Source organism: Pseudoxanthomonas sp. X-1 (assembly GCF_020042665.1).
In the GTDB taxonomy this organism is placed as follows: domain Bacteria; phylum Pseudomonadota; class Gammaproteobacteria; order Xanthomonadales; family Xanthomonadaceae; genus Pseudoxanthomonas_A; species Pseudoxanthomonas_A spadix_A.
On sequence record NZ_CP083376.1, the window covers coordinates 2,207,230 to 2,223,601 of the forward strand.

A 16,372-nucleotide genomic window follows, 5' to 3' on the forward strand; every position below is an offset into this window, starting at 1 on the left:
AATACAGCATGGTCACACCAGCGTCCATCCTGGTCCCCGGGTCGGCTTGCGGATTCGTGAAACCCGTCCTCCGCGCCGGGACGGCCCTCAGCGCAGGGGGCGCTTGCCGGTATCGCCGGGGATCTCGCGCACCAGGCGCGGCACCAGGTAGCCGGACAGGCGCGCGGCCAGGCCGGCGTGCAGCGTCAGCGCGCGGGCGTCGTCCACCTCGAAGTGGGCCACGCCCTGCACGCGGTCGAGCTGGTGCAGGTAGTAGGGCAGCACGCCGGCGGAGAAACCGCGCTCGGACAGCGCCGCCAGCGCGTCCACACTGTCGTTGACCCCGCGCAGCAGCACCGCCTGGTTGAGCAGGGTCGCGCCGCTGGCGCGCAGCGCGGCCAGGGCCGCATCGACGCCGGCATCGAACTCGTTGGCGTGGTTGGCATGCAGGACGAAGGCCACCGGCCAGGGCAGGGCGCCCAGCCACTGCAGCAGGGCGGCATCGACCCGTTCGGGCAGGACCACCGGCAGGCGGCTGTGGATGCGCAGGCGCTTGAGGTGCGGCACCTGGCGCAGCGCGTCGGTCAGTTCGGCCAGCTTGGCGGTGGACAGCGACAGCGGATCGCCGCCGGACAGGATCACCTCGTCGATGCTCGCATCCTCGCGCGCCCGGGCGATCGCCTCGGCCCAGTGGTGGCGCGCGGCGGTCTCCTCGCCGTACGGGAAATGCCGGCGGAAGCAGTAGCGGCAGTGGATCGCGCAGCTGCCGGTGGCCACCATCAGGGCACGGCCCTGGTACTTCTGGATCACGCCGGTGGCCGAGCGCGCGGCGGCGTCGCCGACCGCGTCCAGGCCGAAGCCGGGCAGCAGGCGCAGTTCCTCGTCCAGCGGCAGGACCTGGCGCAGCAGCGGATCGTGCGGATCGCCGTGGCGCATGCGGGCCACGAAGCCTTCCGGCACCAGCAGCGGGAACTGCGCCGCCGCCTGCGGCGACACCCCCAGCGCGGCCTCGCCCAGGCCCAGCCGCGCCAGCAGCTCGGCCGGATCGCGCACGGCCTGGCGCAGCGCCTGCTGCCAGCCGGTGGGCTGCAGGGACGCGGCGCCGGCAGGGGCCGGCTGTCTGGGAAGAGGTGCTGCAGGTATCATGAGCGTTTGAAGAAAGCATGCGCCCGCCGTTGCGGAGGGCGTCCCCATTGTATCCGGCCGGTCGCGCGTGGCGGCGGGTTGTCTTATTTCCAGGAGTTTGCCCATGGCCACCTACGGCATGAACGACGTCAAGAACGGGATGAAGATCCTGGTCAACAACGAACCCGCCATCATCACCGAGACCGACTACGTCAAGCCCGGCAAGGGCCAGGCCTTCACCCGCATGCGCTTCCGCCTGATCCGCTCGGGCCGCGTGCAGGAGCTGACCCTCAAGAGCACCGACGCGATCGAGGCCGCCGACGTGGTCGATACCGACATGCAGTACCTCTACAACGACGGCGAGTACTGGCACTTCATGCAGCAGGAGACCTTCGAGCAGGTGCAGGCCGACGAGGCCGGCGTGGGCGACGCCAAGAAGTGGCTCAAGGGCGAGGAAGCCTGCGTGGTGACCCTGTTCAACGGCAACCCGATCCAGGTCACGCCGCCGAACTTCGTCGAGCTGAAGATCACCGAGACCGACCCGGGCGTGAAGGGCGACACCGCCGGCACCGGCGGTAAGCCGGCCACCCTGGAGACCGGGGCGGTGGTGCGCGTGCCGCTGTTCGTGGGCACCGACGAGGTCATCAAGGTCGACACCCGCACCGGCGAGTACGTCAGCCGGGTGAAGTAATCCCACCGTCACGCAGGGAGCGCCGCATGCAGGATCTTGGCTTGGTGCAGGAGCAGCAGGAGGAAGGCGTGGGGCGTGCGGACGTGTTCCCGCACGACCGGGTGGTGTTCTTCAGCGATGCGGTCTTCGCCATCGCCATCACCCTGCTGGCCATCGAACTCAAGCTGCCCGACGCCGAAATGGTCGAGCGCATGGGCGAGGGTGCGGCGAACGGCCATACCCTGGCGCTGTTCATCGCCTACTTCGTCAGCTTCCTGGTCACGGCCACCTTCTGGATGGGCCACATGCAGACCTGGCGCCACGTGCGCCACGTCAGCGGCCGGCTGGTGTGGGGGACGGTGTGGCAGCTGATGTTCGTGGCGCTGATGCCGTTCGCCACCCGCGAGTATTCCGAGTCGGTCACCAGCGCCTCGCCCGGGCGCTTCGCCTTCTATGCGGTGGTGCTGGCGACCATCTCTTTCTTCGGCCTGCTCACCCGCGTATGGGTGGCCCGGCAGGAGTCGCTGGCCACGCGGCTGGGCGCGGCGCAGGCGCGCTGGTTCCTGGTGCGCAACACGATCTCGATGGCGGTGTTCCTGCTGGCGATCCCGGTGGCCTATCTGTGGCCCAATCCGTACTCGGCGTTCTTCTTCGCGCTGATCTGGCCCGCCTCGTTCCTGGGCCGGCGCCTGGTCCTGGGCAGGGCCGGCTGATCTTCTTTCCCCCGACCAAGGCATTCAGTGAATCCATCCGACGTTGAACCCTGCGATCTGTTGATCGAAGCCGGCTACGTGGTGCCGGTCGAGCCGCACGCGGTCGTGTTCGAACAGCACGCCGTGGCCATCACCGACGGGGCGATCGTGGCGATCCTGCCGATCGCGCAGGCCCGCACCCGCTTCGCGGCCAGACAGGTCGTGCAGCGGCCGGAAAGCGCGCTGATCCCGGGCCTGGTCAACGCCCACACCCACAACCCAATGACGCTGCTGCGCGGCATCGCCGACGACCTGCCGCTCAAGGTCTGGCTGCAGCAGCACATCTGGCCGGTGGAAGGCGCGGTGATGGGGCCGGAGTTCATCGCCGACGGCATCACCCTGGCCATCGCCGAGATGCTGCGCGGGGGCACCACCTGCGTCAACGAGAACTACTTCTTCCCCGACGTGCAGGCGGCCACCTACAAGCACCACGGCTTCCGCGCGCGCATCGGCCTGCCGGTGATCGACTTTCCCACCGCCTGGGCCAGCAGCGACGACGAGTACTTCGACCGCGCCGGTCAGGTCCACGACCAGTGGCGCGACGATCCGCTGATCGCCACCGCCTTCGCGCCGCATGCGCCCTACACGGTCAACGACGCCAACTTCGAGCGCGTGCGCATGCTGTCCGACCAGCTCGACGTGCCGGTGCACCTGCACCTGCACGAGACCGCGCAGGAGGTGGAACAGTCGCTCAAGGACTATGGCCAGCGCCCGATCGCGCGCCTGGACCGCATGGGCCTGATCAACGACCGCCTGATCGCCGTGCACATGACCCAGCTGACGGAAGGCGAGATCCACCTGTGCGCCGAACGCGGCGTGTCGGTGGTGCACTGCCCGGAATCCAACCTCAAGCTCGCCTCCGGCTTCTGCCCGGCCTGCGCGCTGGCCCGCGCCGGGGTGAACCTGGCGATCGGCACCGACGGCTGCGCCTCCAACAACGACCTGGACATGTTCGGCGAGACCCGCACCGCGGCGATCCTGTCCAAGGCGGTGGCCCAGGATGCGGTGGCGCTGGACGCCTTCGCCGCCCTGCGCGCGGCCACGCTGGGCGGGGCCAGGGCGATCGGCTTCGACCACCTGGTCGGCACGCTGGAAGTGGGCAAGCAGGCCGACATCGCCTGCGTGGACCTGTCCGCGCTGGAGACCCAGCCGCTGCACCACGTCGTCTCCCAGCTGGTCTACGCCACCGGCCGCCACCAGGTCACCGACGTGTGGATCGCCGGGCGCGAACGCCTGGTCGACCGCCAGCCGGTCGGGATCGACATGGCCGGCGTGGTCGCCAACGCGCGCCAGTGGCGCCAGCGCATCGCCGGCCTGCATCCGGCCTGACCCCTCACGCTCCCTGATGCGGCCCTTGCGCATGCTGGCCGCTGTTTCCCGCGGCCCCACGGCCGCGAGGCCTTCGAAAAGGAACGCGCCATGACCCCCGCATCCAACGCCAATTTCCACCAGGCCGAACTGGACAAGTTCGGCGCCCTGGCCACCCGCTGGTGGGACCCGGACGGCCCGCAGAAGGCGCTGCATGCGCTCAACCCGGTGCGCCTGCAGTACGTCGCCAGCCGCCTGCCGCTGGCCGGCAAGCGCGTGCTGGACGTGGGCTGCGGCGGTGGCCTGCTGAGCGAGGCGCTGGCCGCCGCCGGCGCCCAGGTGGTCGCCATCGACCTGGCGCCGGAGCTGCTGAAAGTCGCGCGCCTGCACAAGCTCGAATCCGGCGTGGAGGTGGACTACCGGCAGATCGCCGTCGAGGCGCTGGCCGAGCAGGAGCCGGAAAGCTTCGATGCCATCACCTGCATGGAGATGCTCGAGCACGTGCCCGACCCGGGCGCGGTGATCGACGCCTGCGCGCGCCTGCTCAAGCCCGGCGGCCAGCTGTTCCTGTCCACGCTCAACCGCACCCCGGCCGCCTTCGCGCTGGCGGTGGTCGGTGCCGAGTACATCGCCAAGCTGCTGCCCAAGGGCACGCATCGCTATGCCGATTTCATCAAGCCGGCCGAACTGGCCGCCTGGGTGCGCGCCAGCGGCCTGCAGATGCGCGATGTCAGCGGCCTGGTCTACGAGCCCTGGCGCAGCGCCGCCCGCCTGAGCCGGCGCACCGAAGTGAACTACCTGGCGTGCGCGGCGAAGGCATGAGCGTAGCGGGCGAGGGGGCCGGCGGCGCGGGTCAGGACGGCATCGAAGGCGCTTCCAGCGACGCTCGGCAGGCCGCCGGGCCGCGCTTCCCGCCCGTAGCCCTGTTCGACCTCGATGGCACGCTGCTGGACAGCGCGCCGGACATGCTGGCCACGGTCAACCGGATGCTGGCCGTGCGCGGCCGGGCGCCGATGGTGCTGGCCGACATCCGGCCGCATGTGTCCAAGGGCGCGCGGGCGATGTGCGGGGCCGCGTTCCCGGAGCTGTCGTTCCAGGCGCGCGATGCGCTGGTGCCCGAGTTCCTCCAGGTCTATGCCGAGGAACTGGGCCGGCACGGCGCCCCGTTCGACGGCATCGAGGCGATGCTGGCCGCGCTGGAGGCCCACGGCAGCCGCTGGGGCATCGTCACCAACAAACCCGAGGGCCTGGCCCGTGACCTGATGCCGCTGCTGGGCTGGCAGGCGCGCTGCGCCGTGCTGATCGGCGGCGACACGCTGGCCGAGCGCAAGCCGCATCCGCTGCCGCTGCAGGAGGCCGCGCGCCTGCTCGACGCGCGCATCGCCGACTGCGTCTACGTGGGCGACGACGCGCGCGACGTCCAGTCCGCGCGCGCGGCCGGCATGGCCTCGATCGCCGCGCTGTGGGGCTATCGCCTGGACGACGACGATCCGCTCAGCTGGCAGGCCGAGGTGATGCTCCAACAGTCCGGTCAGCTGCTGGACCCGGGCAACTGGCCGCAGCGCGGAGCGCGCTGATGTCCACCGCGCTGGACAGCTTCCTGGACAAGTGGCGCGCCCGCTGGCCCGAGTGGCCGCTGGTGCAGGCTTTCGTGCCCGCCTCGCAACGACCGCTGGCCGAGGCCTGGTTCGCGCTGCTGCAGGAGCTGTTCGATGCGATGAACATCGCCGGCGATCCGCTGCCGGCCGATGCCAAGCTGGCCTGGTGGGGCGAGGAGCTGCGCGACTGGTCGCGCCGGCGTTCGCGCCATCCGCTCGGCCGCGTGCTCGAGCCGGTGCAGGCGCCGTGGGAAGTGCTGGCCGACGCCTTGCCGGGGCTGACCCTGATGCGCTCGCTGCCCGAGTCGCCCGATGCCGCGCTGCCGCTGGTGATGCCGCTGGCCGGCGCGATCCAGCGGGTCGAGGCGGCGCTGTTTCCCGGCGCACGCGCGCCTGCGCGGCTGGAGCCGCTGGCCGTGCAGCTGCTGTTCCTGCGCTGGATGGAGGTCCCCCCGCACGCCGACACTTTCGGTTGGCGCGACGCGCTGCTGGCGCGCTGGCCCGCGCGCGTGGGCGGCCCGCGCCCGCGCCGCCTGATCGCCGCGCTGCTGCGCCTGCGCCTGGCCGGGCTGCATGCCGATGCGCAGGGCAGCACGCCGGCCAGGCCCGCCAGACTGGTGTGGACCGCGTGGCGCGCTGCGAGTGGTGGTCACTGAGGCAGCGGCTGCAGGGCTCGTCGCCGCGCAGCGCTCAGCGCGTCGGGGCGATCAAGAAGCGGCGCGTCAGCGCGAGCAAGAAAGTTCGACCGTCGTTCCCGCGAAGGCGGGAACCCAGTGTCTCGGCTCCAGCGTGCGAAAGTCCCTGGATTCCCGCGTTCGCGGGAATGACGGGCTTGGGGGGGGGCTCGCTGTGTAGATCCATCGCTCGATGGACGAGGGGGAGGTCTGAGATCGAGCGGCACACGCTCCAAAGCCAGTATCGCGAACGATCAACGCAGGGCCCGTCACTTCCGCGAACGCGGAGTCCATGGACGTCGCACCCCGGTACGTCGACGCCCAGGCCTTCCCCGCAACGCCGCGGGCCCAGGCGCCACAGTCGCCTCAATCTGTTTCCGGCAACAGGAAGTTGCCCGGTCGCGGTCCATCTCCCTCCAGCAGCGCCGGGGCCTGCGCCTCGTCCTTGAGCTGCACGCCGGAGAGCCGGCGGCGCATCGCCTCGCCCATCAGATAGGCCAGCTTGTGCATGGCCGTGTCATAGGACAGGCCGGCGGCGCGGATGTTGGAGATGCAGTTGCGTGCCGCGTCGGTCAGGCCCACGCGCGGGGCGAAGGTCAGGTAGGCGCCCAGGCTGTCGGGCGAGCTCAGCCCCGGGCGCTCGCCGATCAGCATCACGCACAGGCGCGCGCCGAGCAGTTCGGCGATCTCGTCACCCACCGCCACGCGCCCCTGTTCGACCACGCACACCGGTGCCAGCGACCAGTCCAGCGCGCGGGCATGGTCGCGCAGGCGCTGCAGCATCGGCGCGGCATGGCTGTGCACGGCCAGGGCGGACAGGCCGTCGGCGACGACGAGGCAGACATCGCAGCGGCGCGCCTTCAACGCCGCGTGGGCGCGCAGAGCCTCGGCCGAGGCGTCGTCGAGGCGACGGCCCAGGTCCGGGCGCTGCAGATACGCATCCCGGTCGGCGGCCGCGCTGTGCAGCGGCAGCACGTCCAGCCCCAGCGCGCCGATGGCCTGGGCCAGCGACGGGCCGTCCAGCGGCAGGTGCACCGCATCGCGCGCCTGCGCATGGGCGAACTGGAACTCCAGCTGCGCGCGCGTCGGCAGGCTGGTGCCGGCACGACCGAGCGCGATGCGCGCCGGGGTCAGGCGACGCAGCGCGGCCCAGGCGTCCGGCGCGGTCGGCGGCCGTGGATCGTCCTGGTCGCTCACAGCTGCGCCAGCGCCTTGCGGAACGGCGCCGGCACCTCGCGCCCGAGTTCGAAACGCCCCTCGCGCAGCCGCAGGATCTGCATCTTCTCCAGCCAGGCCTCGAACTCCGGCGCCGGGCGCAGGCCCAGCACCTGGCGCGCGTAGAGCGCATCGTGGAACGAGGTGGTCTGGTAGTTGAGCATCACATCGTCGCTGCCGGGGATGCCCATGATGAAGTTGATCCCGGCCGCGCCCAGCAGGGTCAGCAGCACGTCCATGTCGTCCTGGTCGGCCTGCGCATGGTTGGTGTAGCAGATGTCGCAGCCCATCGGCACGCCGAGCAGCTTGCCGCAGAAGTGGTCCTCCAGGCCGGCGCGGATGATCTGCTTGCCATCGAACAGGTACTCGGGCCCGATGAACCCGACCACGGTGTTGACCAGCAGCGGCTTGAACCGGCGCGCGACCGCGTAGGCGCGCACCTCGCAGGTCTGCTGGTCCACCCCGACGTGCGCATCGGCCGACAGGGCGCTGCCTTGCCCGGTCTCGAAATACATCACGTTGTCGCCCACGCTGCCGCGGCCCAGCGCCAGGCCGGCCTCGTAGCCCTCCTGCAGCAGCGCCAGGTTGACGCCGAAGCTGGCGTTGGCGCCCTCGGTGCCGGCGATCGACTGGAATACCAGATCCACCGGCGCGCCGCGTTCGATCGCCTCCAGCGTGGTGGTGACGTGGGACAGCACGCAGGACTGGGTCGGGATCTCGTAGCCGCGGATCACCCCGTCGAGCATCTTCAGCAGTTCGACGATGTCGCCGGTGCTGTCGCTGGCCGGATTGATGCCGATCACCGCGTCGCCGTTGCCGTACAGCAGGCCGTCCAGCACGCTGGCGGCGATGCCGGCCGCATCGTCGGTGGGATGGTTGGGCTGCAGGCGCGTGGACAGCCGTCCGCGCAGGCCCAGCGTGTTGCGGAAGGCCGTTCGCACGCGCGTCTTGGCCGCCACCAGCACCAGGTCCTGCACGCGCATCAGCTTGGACACCGCGGCGACCATCTCCGGCGTCAGCCCCGGCGCCAGCGCGGCCAGGCTGGCCTCGGTCGCGGCCTCGTCCAGCAGCCAGTCGCGGAAGTCGCCGACGGTCAGGTGCGACACCGGCGCGAACGCGGCCGCGTCGTGGCTGTCCATGATCAGCCGGGTGACCTCGTCGTCCTCGTAGGGGATCACCGCCTCATCCAGGAAGTGCCGCAGCGGCAGGTCGGCCAGCGCCATCTGCGCCGCCACGCGCTCGCGATCGGTCGGCGCCGCCAGGCCGGCCAGGCGATCGCCGGACCGTGCCGGCGTCGCCCGCGCCAACAGGGTCTTGAGATCGGCGAAGCGCCATTGCGCCCCGCCCACGCTGTGGACGAATCCGCTCATGCACGCAGCATGCCGGTGGGCGGATTCAGACCGCGTCGACCGCGTGGTCGGGCTGCGGACCGCCGCGGCGCAGGCTCAGCCAGCACAGGCCCATGCCCAGCGCCATCAGCGCTACGAACACGCCGGCGATCTGCGGGTTGAACCACACCATCGCCACCAGGCACACCGCCGCCAGCGCCAGCGCGAGGCCCGGCACCAGCGGATAGCCCGGCGCGAGGAAACTGCGCGCCAGCCCCGGCGCGCTGCGGCGCAGCTTGAACAGGCTGAGCATGCTCATGATGTACATCACCACCGCGCCGAACACCGACATGGTGATCATCGCCGCGGTCAGGCTCATGCCCTGCAGGCTGACCAGCCCGTCGCTGTAGATGGCCGCCACGCCGATCAGGCCGCCGGCGAGGATGGCCCGGTGCGGGGTCTGGAAGCGCGACAGCTTCGCCAGCCCGTGCGGCAGGAAGCCGGCCCGCGCCAGGGCGAAGAACTGGCGCGAATAGCCCAGGATGATGCCGTGGAAGCTGGCGACCAGGCCGAACAGGCCGATCCACACCAGCATGTGCAGCCAGGTCGAGCTGTTGCCGACCACCGCCTTCATCGCCTGCGGCAGCGGATCGTTGATGTTGCTCAGCGCCCGCCAGTCGCCCACGCCGCCGGCGAAGAGCATCACGCCGAACGCCAGCACCACCAGGGTGAGGATGCCGGCGATGTAGGCGCGCGGGATGGTGCGCTTCGGATCCCTGGCTTCCTCGGCGGCCATGGCCGCGCCCTCGATCGCCAGGAAGAACCAGATCGCGAACGGGATCGCCGCGAAGATGCCGGCCACCGCCGTGCCGCTGAAGGTGTCCGAGCCCGCCCAGCCGCCGGCGACGAAGTTGGCGAAGGAGAAGCCGGGGGCGACCACACCCATGAACACCAGCAGCTCCAGCACCGCCAGCACGGTGACCACGAGCTCGAAGGTGGCCGCGATGCGCACCCCCACGATGTTCAAGCCCATGAACACCCCATACGTGCCGACCGCGGCCAGCTTGGGATCCAGGGCGGGGAACTGCACGTTGAGGTAGGCGCCGATGGCCATCGAGATCGAAGGCGGCGCGAACACGAACTCGATCAGCGTGGCGATGCCGGCGACCATGCCGCCGACCGGCCCGAACGCCCGCCAGCTGTAGGCGAACGGCCCACCGGCGTGCGGGATGGCGGTGGTGAGTTCGGTGAAGCTGAAGATGAAGCAGGTGTACATCGCGGCCACCAGCAGCGTGGTCACCAGGAAGCCCAGCGTGCCGGCCACGCCCCAGCCGTAGCTCCAGCCGAAGTACTCGCCGGAAATGACCAAGCCCACGGCGATGCCCCACAGGTGCAGGGTGCCCAGGGTGGGTTTGAGTTGCGCGTTGGACATCAGGCATCTCCGTGGATGGGGAAGGGCCGCCGCGGACGCGCGTCGTGGGGGTCGGACGGCAGGGGCGCAGGCGTGCCGCCCGCGCTCAGCGGCCCAGAGCGACGCCGCCAGGGCGCGGACGCAGGACGCTGACGGTTCGGTTATACCGGCAATGCCGGCCGGACGGCCGGCGGCGAAGGGTAGGGGGTAGGTCTGCCGGTCGCGCGCTTGCGCGGCCTGGGCGGTGCGCGATGCGCTGCCGCTTCCCTCGCTCAGGCACGAGCGGCGGATCGATGCGCACACATCGATCCGCACCGCGGGATCCTTCCGCCAGAATCAAGAGCGAACGCGCGCCCGCGCGCGTCCGCGGTACGACAGGCTTCTACTTGCCGCGCTCGAGCACCAGCAGCGGGTCGATGCGCACGTCGAACCAGTTCATTCCCCAATGCAGATGCGGCCCGGTCGCGCGCCCGGTGGCGCCGACCGCGGCGATCACCTGTCCCTGGCGCACCACATCGCCCACCTTCACGTCGATGCGCGAGAGGTGCAGGAAGTTGGAACTCACCCCGAAGCCGTGGTCCAGCACCAGCGTGCCGCCGGTGAGGTACAGGTCGGGCGCGGCGAAGGTCACCACGCCGCCGGCCGGCGCCTTGACCGGCGTGCCGGTCGGTACGGCGATATCCATGCCCGAATGCCCGGCGGGCGAGGGTTGGCCGTTATAGACGCGCGCATTGCCGAAGCGCCCGCTGATCCGTCCCTGCACCGGCCACACGAACGGGGCGGCGAAGTCGGTGCGGTCGTCGTCGCGCGTGCGCACCGCCGTCACCGCCGCCTGCTCGCGCTCGATGCGCGCGGCGATCTCCGGCGGCGGGTTGACGGACTTGGGCGGAACGCCGTCGACGCGCTCGGTAGGCCAGTCGCGCGGCGTCACCGCGATCTCGACGGTCCGCGCCGCCGCGCCGGGCGGCGCCACCTGCACCCGCAGCGGTCCGGTCTCGTTTCGGCCCACGCCGAACACCACCGTGCCGTAGCCGCTCACCCGCAGCGTGCGTCCCGCATAGCGCACCACGCTGCCCGGCGCGACCTTGCCGAACACCAGTGCGCCCTGCGACACCGAAGCGGGGAAGGTCACCTCGGCTGCCTGCTGGGCCTGCGCGCTCGACATGGATCCGGCGAAACCCGCAGCGCCGCCGACCAGCGCCAGCAGCGCGGCCAACCACAGCGGCCTCAACGCTCGAACTCCAGGCGCATGCCGCGCGGCGTGCCGACCAGCTGCTCGCCGTTCCACACCATGCGGCCGTTGACCCAGGTCGCGTCGATCTTATGGTGGAAGGTCGTGCCCTCGAACGGCGACCACTCGCACTTGGACAGCACGTCCTCGCGCCGGACGGTGAAGTCCTCGTCCTCCACCAGCACCAGGTCGGCCCAGTAGCCCTCGCGCAGGAAGCCGCGCTCCTTGATGTCGAACAGCTGTGCCGGCGCATGGGCGAACTTCTGCACCACCTGGGCAATGCTGAGCTTCTTCTCGTGCACCAGCTCCAGCGCGGCCACCAGCGCGTACTGCACCAGCGGCAGTCCGCCGGGCGCCTTGGTGTAGTCGGTCTGCGACTTCTCGTCCAGGGTGTGCGGGGCGTGGTCGGTGGCCAGCACGTCGATGACGTTGTCGGCCAGGGCCTTGATCAGGGCGATGCGGTCGGCCGGGTCCTTGATCGCCGGATTGCACTTGATCAGGTTGCCCAGGCGCGCGTAGTCGTTGCGGTCGAAGCGCAGGAAGTGGATGCAGGTTTCGGCGGTGATCTGCTTCAGGCGCTTGCCGGCCTTGTCCACCAGCGGCCCGGCGTTGAACAGCGCCAGCTCGTCGGCGGTGGACAGGTGCAGCACGTGCAGGCGCGTGCCGTGGCGCTTGGCCAGCGACAGCGCCAGGCGCGTGGAGGCGATACAGGCCTGGCGCGAGCGGATGTCGGGATGGAACTCCACCGGGATCTCATCGCCGTACTGCGCGCGGTAGCGCGCCAGGTTGGCGTTGATGGTCGGGGTGTCCTCGCAGTGGGTGATGATCGGCACCGGCGCGTCGCGGAAGATCGCGTCCAGCGTGGCCGGATCATCCACCAGCATGTTGCCGGTGGAGGCGCCCATGAACACCTTCACCCCGGGCGTGGCGCGCGGATCGACGCGCTGGATCTGCGCCAGGTTGTCGTTGCTGGCGCCCATGTAAAAGCCGTGGTTGCCCCAGGCCCGCCCCTTGGCCAGCGCGTACTTGGCCTCCAGCGCCTCGGCGGTGAGCGTGGGCGGGTTGGTATTGGGCATGTCCATGAAGCTGGTCAGCCCGCCGGCCACGGCCGCGGCCGATTCGGTGGCCAGATCGCCCTTGTGGGTCAGGCCCGGCTCGCGGAAATGCACCTGGTCGTCGATCATGCCCGGCAGCAGCCAGCGGCCGCCGGCCTCGATCACCGTCTGGCCGGCATTGATCGCGATCTGCGGCGCGATGCGCGTGATGCGGCCGTTTTCGAAGCTGAGGTCACCTGTGGTCTCGCGCCCCTCGTTGACCATGCGGGCGTTGACGATCACGGTGGCGGGCATCGGCAGGATCCTGAATGCGGGTGGTGGGAATGCGGCGCGGGCGGCACCGGGTCGTCGCCGCCCGGGTGCAGCGGATGGCAGCGGCCGATCCGGCGCAGCGCCATCCAACCGCCGCGCAGGGGGCCGAAGCGCTCGATCGCCTGCATGGCGTACACCGAGCAGGTCGGCTCAAAACGGCACCGTGGACCCAGCAGTGGGCTGATGAAGCGCTTGTAGCCGCGCAACAGGGCAATGAGTCCGCGCTGGAGCATGGCCCGATGATAAGCCATCGTTCCCGCGCCCGTGCCTGGCGTGGTTGCCGCACCTGTCCGGGTAGGCTATAAAGGCCCGCTTTTCCCGGCCCGGGAATGATTCAAGGACGCTGTTCGTGGCAGCCAAGAAACCCGCAAAGAAGGCCGTCAAGGCCGCCAAGACCGCCGCCGTCGCCAAGAAGGCGCCCGCCAAGGCACCGGCCAAGAGCGCGGTGGCCAAGAAGGCCGCGCCCGCCGCCAAGAAAGCGGCAGGCAAGACCGCGCCCGTGAAGAAGGCCACGAACACCAGCACCACCGCCAAGACCGTGGCGGCGAAGAAGCCGGCGCCCGCGCCGGCCAAGAAGGCCGCGACAGGGAAGGCCGCGCCGAAGACCGTTCCGCAGCCGGCTGCCAAGCCCGCTCCGGCTAAATCCGCTCCCGCCAAGGCAACCAGCCCCAGCAAGGCCCCCGCAGTGAAGACCGCCGCGACACCGGCCCCTGTAGCGTCGGCTGCCAAGGCTGCTCCCGCAAAGAACACAGTGCCCGCTTCCAAGACCCCTTCGAAAACCGAAAAATCCACCGTCCAGGCCAAGCCTGCCGTCGCCCGCGTGACCGGCAAGATCGCCGTCGCCGTCACCGGCCGCACCCCGGAACCCGCGCCCAAGGGCAAGGTCCGCAAGGTCGAGTACACCGTCGACGAGGCCACCGGCCGCCCCGTGCTGCCGGCCGGCTACAAGCCCAAGGCCGACGAGGAGTACATGAGCCCGCTGCAGCTGGAGTACTTCCGCCAGCGCCTGCTGCAGTGGCGCGCCGATCTGGTGGAGGAATCCAAGCAGACCATCGAGAACCTCAAGGACGAAGTGCGCGACGTCGGCGACGAGGCCGAGCGCGCCACGCGCGAGACCGAGAACTCGCTGGAACTGCGCACGCGCGATCGCTACCGCAAGCTGATCGGCAAGATCGACAGCACGCTCAAGCGCCTGGACGCCGGCGACTACGGCTACTGCGTCGACACCGGCGAGGAAATCGGCCTGGAGCGCCTGGAGGCGCGCCTGACCGCCGAGCGCACCCTCGATGCGCAGGAACGCTGGGAACACCTGCAGAAACAGCAGGGTGATTGACGCCTGACCCGATTGTCATAAAGAAGAGCCCCGCTGACGCGGGGCTTTTTTTGGGCCCTTCCCAAACCACGGACCGCGGCGCACGGATGTCCATTGCTTCAGAGGAGCGGCGGCCCTTCTCTTCGGCGAAGACCTTTCTCGCTCGCTGAAGAGCAAAACGCGGTGTTCCGCGGGAGCAGACATGGCGGCGATGGAGCTTTGCATAACGAGGCGGGGGCCGCTTGGTCAACGAGAAGTGGCTGCTTGCCATCTTCCTTCTTGCGGCCATGCGCCTGGTGATCGGTCATGGCGGAATTTTCGGAGCCTGGGCGCCGGCACGCTGCGTGGTCACCAGGCGCATGAAGGTCTCATGCTGGTAACGACTCATACGCAGTTGCTGGCCGTTGTCCATCGTGACCACATGGTGGCCGTTGAACCAGGGATCGATTGTCTTGATGCGCTGAATGTTGACGATCGCCGAGCGGTGGACACGCGCGAAGCGTTGCGGGTCAAGGCGCGCCTGCAGCGTCGTCATGGTCTCGCGCAGCTCGTGCACGCGGCCGGGCACGTGAATCTGCACATTGTTGCGGTTTGAGCGGATCCAGATGATGTCCTCGACATCGACGAAAGCCACACGCTCGCCTTCGCGCACCGGGATGCGCACCAGGTAGTCCTCGCGCCGGCGCAGCATATCCAGTGCTTGCATGATCCGCGCGGCGGCCTCGCCGTCGGAGCCCTGCGCCGCCGCCAGCCGTAGCTTGACCCGGCGAAGCGCATCGGCGAAACGTTCGCGGCCGAATGGCTTGACCAGATAGTCGACGGCGTTGGCATCGAAGGCGCGCACCGCGAACTGTTCGTAGGCGGTCACGAAGACGGTCGCCGGCATGCGCGAAGCGCCGATCGTCGCCACCACGTCGAGACCGGTGATGCCGGGCATCTGGATGTCCAGGAACACCAGATCGGGCGAACTCTCGCGGATCCTTTCGACGGCGGATACGCCATCGCCGCACTCGCCGACCAGTTCGACCTCAGGGTCATCGCGCAACAGCCGAACGATCGCAAGCCGCGCGATTGGCTCGTCGTCGATGACCAGCGCGGTGATGCTCATGCGCGCGGCACTTCGGGGTCGTCATCTTCGTTGAACAGGCCGGCGTCGCGCCTGTTGGCGGCTACTCCCTGGCTGTCGCGTCCGAATGTTTCGGCCGTGGGCTCTTCGAATTTGCGGAACGGCAACTGGATGCGGCAGACGACGCCCTGCGGCCAGGTGATATCCAGGCGCACCCGCGCGGCATCGCCATACAGCTCCTTCAGCCGCAGGCGGGTGTTGGACAGGCCGATGCCGTGACTAGGGGCCTGCCTGGTATCGCAGGCGAGCCGGTCGGCGCGAGTGCTAGCACCTTGATTGTCGATGTCGCTGTTACGGTTGCGCACGTCCAGGTAAAGCGTATCGCCTTCGCGGCGGCTCTCGATCTCGATGCTGTCCGCGCCCACGCGCTTGCCGATGCCGTGGTGGATCGCGTTCTCGACGATCGGCTGCAGGATCAGGCTCGGCACCGCGCAGTCCAGCGTGTCAGGAGCGATGTAGATCCGTGTGGTCAGGCGGTCCTTGAAGCGCGTGCGCTGGATTCCAAGATAAAGCTCCAACAACACCAGTTCCTGGCGCAGGCTGATTTCCTGGCCATCGTAGTCCTCCAGAAACGCACGCAGCAGTTCGCTTAGGCGCAGCAGCATGTCCTCGGCCGAGGCGCTGTCCTCTTCGAGCAGGGTGATGATGGCGTGCAGCGTGTTGAACAGGAAATGCGGCTGCAGCTGCGACCTGAGTACGAGCAGCCGCGATTGTGCTAGGTCGGTGGCCAGCTGGCTGGCCTCCAGCTCACGTCGCGCCTTCTCGGCGTGGAAGTGGATGGCCTGTTGGATGGCGAACAACATCCAATAGGTCAGCAGGCCTATCGCGTAGTGTTGCTGCAGGAAGTACCTGAGCTGTTCGTCGAAGCCGCTGGGTTCGAACAGCGTGGACACCATCGCGCCGATCATCATCGCGATGAACGTCATGCACAGGCTGATCAGAAGCTGCCTGCCCAATCCGTGGAAGATCAGCGTATCGCGTACCGGGTAGCGCTCGGCCAGCCGGAACACGGTGGGTGCGAGGGCCGCCCATGTGTACCACTGGATCAACGACCAACGGAGCATGTCCCAGAGCGGCCAGTTGGTGGCGGGCATTCCGTGGTTGAGCTTGTTCTGCAGAGCGAATATCAGCGCGACCGCTGTCCACAGCGCCATGTAGGCGAACAGGCCGATCTTGAGACTGCCCAGGCGGATCTTCATGCTGCTCCGGTGTCGACGTGCTTGCGGATGGTGGCGTGCGGATCAGGGCGACGGCGTCTTGCCCTCCGGCGTTCAGT

16 protein-coding genes are annotated in these 16,372 nt (G+C 69.5%); 7 read left to right on the top strand and 9 right to left on the bottom strand.

All coding sequences use genetic code 11. The features are described 5' to 3' along the window. Window positions 1-87: 87 nt before the first annotated feature. Window positions 88-1,125: an EF-P beta-lysylation protein EpmB gene (gene epmB / locus LAJ50_RS09775; RefSeq protein WP_138651117.1), complete on the bottom strand. Its 1,038-nt coding sequence runs from the start codon at window positions 1,123-1,125 to the stop codon at window positions 88-90. 103 nt (window positions 1,126-1,228) lie between these two features. Between epmB and efp the strand changes: the two genes are divergently transcribed. From efp to LAJ50_RS09805, 6 genes are all read left to right on the top strand, one after another. After that, on the top strand, window positions 1,229-1,795 hold the full coding sequence (gene efp / locus LAJ50_RS09780) for an elongation factor P (protein WP_130552025.1): 567 nt from the start codon (window positions 1,229-1,231) through the stop codon (window positions 1,793-1,795). A 26-nt stretch (window positions 1,796-1,821) separates the two neighbouring features. Further along, window positions 1,822-2,487, top strand: coding sequence for a TMEM175 family protein (locus LAJ50_RS09785; RefSeq protein ID WP_138651116.1), 666 nt, complete (start codon window positions 1,822-1,824; stop codon window positions 2,485-2,487). Between the two features lie 27 nt (window positions 2,488-2,514). Continuing rightward, a complete protein-coding gene (locus LAJ50_RS09790; protein WP_130552023.1) occupies window positions 2,515-3,855 on the top strand; it encodes a TRZ/ATZ family hydrolase in 1,341 nt (446 codons plus the stop codon). A 90-nt stretch (window positions 3,856-3,945) separates the two neighbouring features. After that, window positions 3,946-4,656, top strand: coding sequence for a bifunctional 2-polyprenyl-6-hydroxyphenol methylase/3-demethylubiquinol 3-O-methyltransferase UbiG (gene ubiG / locus LAJ50_RS09795; RefSeq protein ID WP_130552022.1), 711 nt, complete (start codon window positions 3,946-3,948; stop codon window positions 4,654-4,656). Next, entirely contained in the window at window positions 4,653-5,411 is a 759-nt protein-coding gene (locus LAJ50_RS09800; protein ID WP_130552021.1) for a phosphoglycolate phosphatase, read from the top strand. Before ubiG ends, LAJ50_RS09800 begins: the two co-directional genes overlap by 4 nt. Beyond that, window positions 5,411-6,088, top strand: coding sequence for a phytoene/squalene synthase family protein (locus tag LAJ50_RS09805; protein WP_130552020.1), 678 nt, complete (start codon window positions 5,411-5,413; stop codon window positions 6,086-6,088). Before LAJ50_RS09800 ends, LAJ50_RS09805 begins: the two co-directional genes overlap by 1 nt. A 384-nt stretch (window positions 6,089-6,472) precedes the next feature. Here LAJ50_RS09805 and eutC read toward each other — a convergent pair whose 3' ends face one another. From eutC to yidD, 6 genes are all read right to left on the bottom strand, one after another. Next, the gene (eutC, locus tag LAJ50_RS09810) at window positions 6,473-7,303 is read right to left on the bottom strand and encodes an ethanolamine ammonia-lyase subunit EutC (protein WP_130552019.1); all 831 of its coding nucleotides are present in this window, start codon (window positions 7,301-7,303) and stop codon (window positions 6,473-6,475) included. Continuing rightward, entirely contained in the window at window positions 7,300-8,691 is a 1,392-nt protein-coding gene (locus LAJ50_RS09815; RefSeq protein ID WP_130552018.1) for an ethanolamine ammonia-lyase subunit EutB, read from the bottom strand. The genes eutC and LAJ50_RS09815 overlap by 4 nt, the downstream gene beginning before the upstream one ends. A gap of 25 nt (window positions 8,692-8,716) precedes the next feature. After that, on the bottom strand, window positions 8,717-10,081 hold the full coding sequence (eat, locus tag LAJ50_RS09820; protein ID WP_130552017.1) for an ethanolamine permease: 1,365 nt from the start codon (window positions 10,079-10,081) through the stop codon (window positions 8,717-8,719). 361 nt (window positions 10,082-10,442) lie between these two features. After that, the gene (locus LAJ50_RS09825) at window positions 10,443-11,225 is read right to left on the bottom strand and encodes a M23 family metallopeptidase (protein WP_224096567.1); all 783 of its coding nucleotides are present in this window, start codon (window positions 11,223-11,225) and stop codon (window positions 10,443-10,445) included. A 62-nt stretch (window positions 11,226-11,287) separates the two neighbouring features. Beyond that, window positions 11,288-12,640: a dihydroorotase gene (locus tag LAJ50_RS09830; RefSeq protein WP_130552015.1), complete on the bottom strand. Its 1,353-nt coding sequence runs from the start codon at window positions 12,638-12,640 to the stop codon at window positions 11,288-11,290. Continuing rightward, a complete protein-coding gene (yidD, locus tag LAJ50_RS09835; RefSeq protein WP_130552014.1) occupies window positions 12,625-12,909 on the bottom strand; it encodes a membrane protein insertion efficiency factor YidD in 285 nt (94 codons plus the stop codon). Before yidD ends, LAJ50_RS09830 begins: the two co-directional genes overlap by 16 nt. 98 nt (window positions 12,910-13,007) lie before the next feature. On the opposite strand from yidD, the gene dksA reads away from it, so the two are divergent. Further along, window positions 13,008-13,991, top strand: a complete 984-nt coding sequence (gene dksA, locus LAJ50_RS09840; protein ID WP_130552013.1) for an RNA polymerase-binding protein DksA — start codon at window positions 13,008-13,010, stop codon at window positions 13,989-13,991. A gap of 283 nt (window positions 13,992-14,274) precedes the next feature. On the opposite strand, the gene LAJ50_RS09845 is transcribed toward dksA, so the two are convergent. Then, the gene (locus LAJ50_RS09845; RefSeq protein ID WP_130552012.1) at window positions 14,275-15,078 is read right to left on the bottom strand and encodes a LytTR family DNA-binding domain-containing protein; all 804 of its coding nucleotides are present in this window, start codon (window positions 15,076-15,078) and stop codon (window positions 14,275-14,277) included. Beyond that, window positions 15,075-16,295 carry a histidine kinase gene (locus LAJ50_RS09850; protein ID WP_130552011.1) on the bottom strand — a complete coding sequence of 407 codons (1,221 nt, stop codon included), beginning with the start codon at window positions 16,293-16,295 and terminating at the stop codon, window positions 15,075-15,077. The genes LAJ50_RS09845 and LAJ50_RS09850 overlap by 4 nt, the downstream gene beginning before the upstream one ends. Window positions 16,296-16,372: the final 77 nt, after the last annotated feature.

Bases quoted from the DNA above. Each gene is read 5' to 3' on its own strand.
- ubiG (WP_130552022.1), top strand. From the start codon at position 3,946: ATGACCCCCGCATCCAACGCCAATTTCCACCAGGCCGAACTGGACAAG.
- LAJ50_RS09850 (WP_130552011.1), bottom strand. From the start codon at position 16,295: ATGAAGATCCGCCTGGGCAGTCTCAAGATCGGCCTGTTCGCCTACATG.
- efp (WP_130552025.1), top strand. From the start codon at position 1,229: ATGGCCACCTACGGCATGAACGACGTCAAGAACGGGATGAAGATCCTG.
- LAJ50_RS09845 (WP_130552012.1), bottom strand. From the start codon at position 15,078: ATGAGCATCACCGCGCTGGTCATCGACGACGAGCCAATCGCGCGGCTT.
- LAJ50_RS09805 (WP_130552020.1), top strand. From the start codon at position 5,411: ATGTCCACCGCGCTGGACAGCTTCCTGGACAAGTGGCGCGCCCGCTGG.
- eat (WP_130552017.1), bottom strand. From the start codon at position 10,081: ATGTCCAACGCGCAACTCAAACCCACCCTGGGCACCCTGCACCTGTGG.
- LAJ50_RS09830 (WP_130552015.1), bottom strand. From the start codon at position 12,640: ATGCCCGCCACCGTGATCGTCAACGCCCGCATGGTCAACGAGGGGCGC.
- epmB (WP_138651117.1), bottom strand. From the start codon at position 1,125: ATGATACCTGCAGCACCTCTTCCCAGACAGCCGGCCCCTGCCGGCGCC.
- yidD (WP_130552014.1), bottom strand. From the start codon at position 12,909: ATGGCTTATCATCGGGCCATGCTCCAGCGCGGACTCATTGCCCTGTTG.
- LAJ50_RS09800 (WP_130552021.1), top strand. From the start codon at position 4,653: ATGAGCGTAGCGGGCGAGGGGGCCGGCGGCGCGGGTCAGGACGGCATC.
- LAJ50_RS09825 (WP_224096567.1), bottom strand. From the start codon at position 11,225: ATGTCGAGCGCGCAGGCCCAGCAGGCAGCCGAGGTGACCTTCCCCGCT.
- LAJ50_RS09785 (WP_138651116.1), top strand. From the start codon at position 1,822: ATGCAGGATCTTGGCTTGGTGCAGGAGCAGCAGGAGGAAGGCGTGGGG.
- LAJ50_RS09815 (WP_130552018.1), bottom strand. From the start codon at position 8,691: ATGAGCGGATTCGTCCACAGCGTGGGCGGGGCGCAATGGCGCTTCGCC.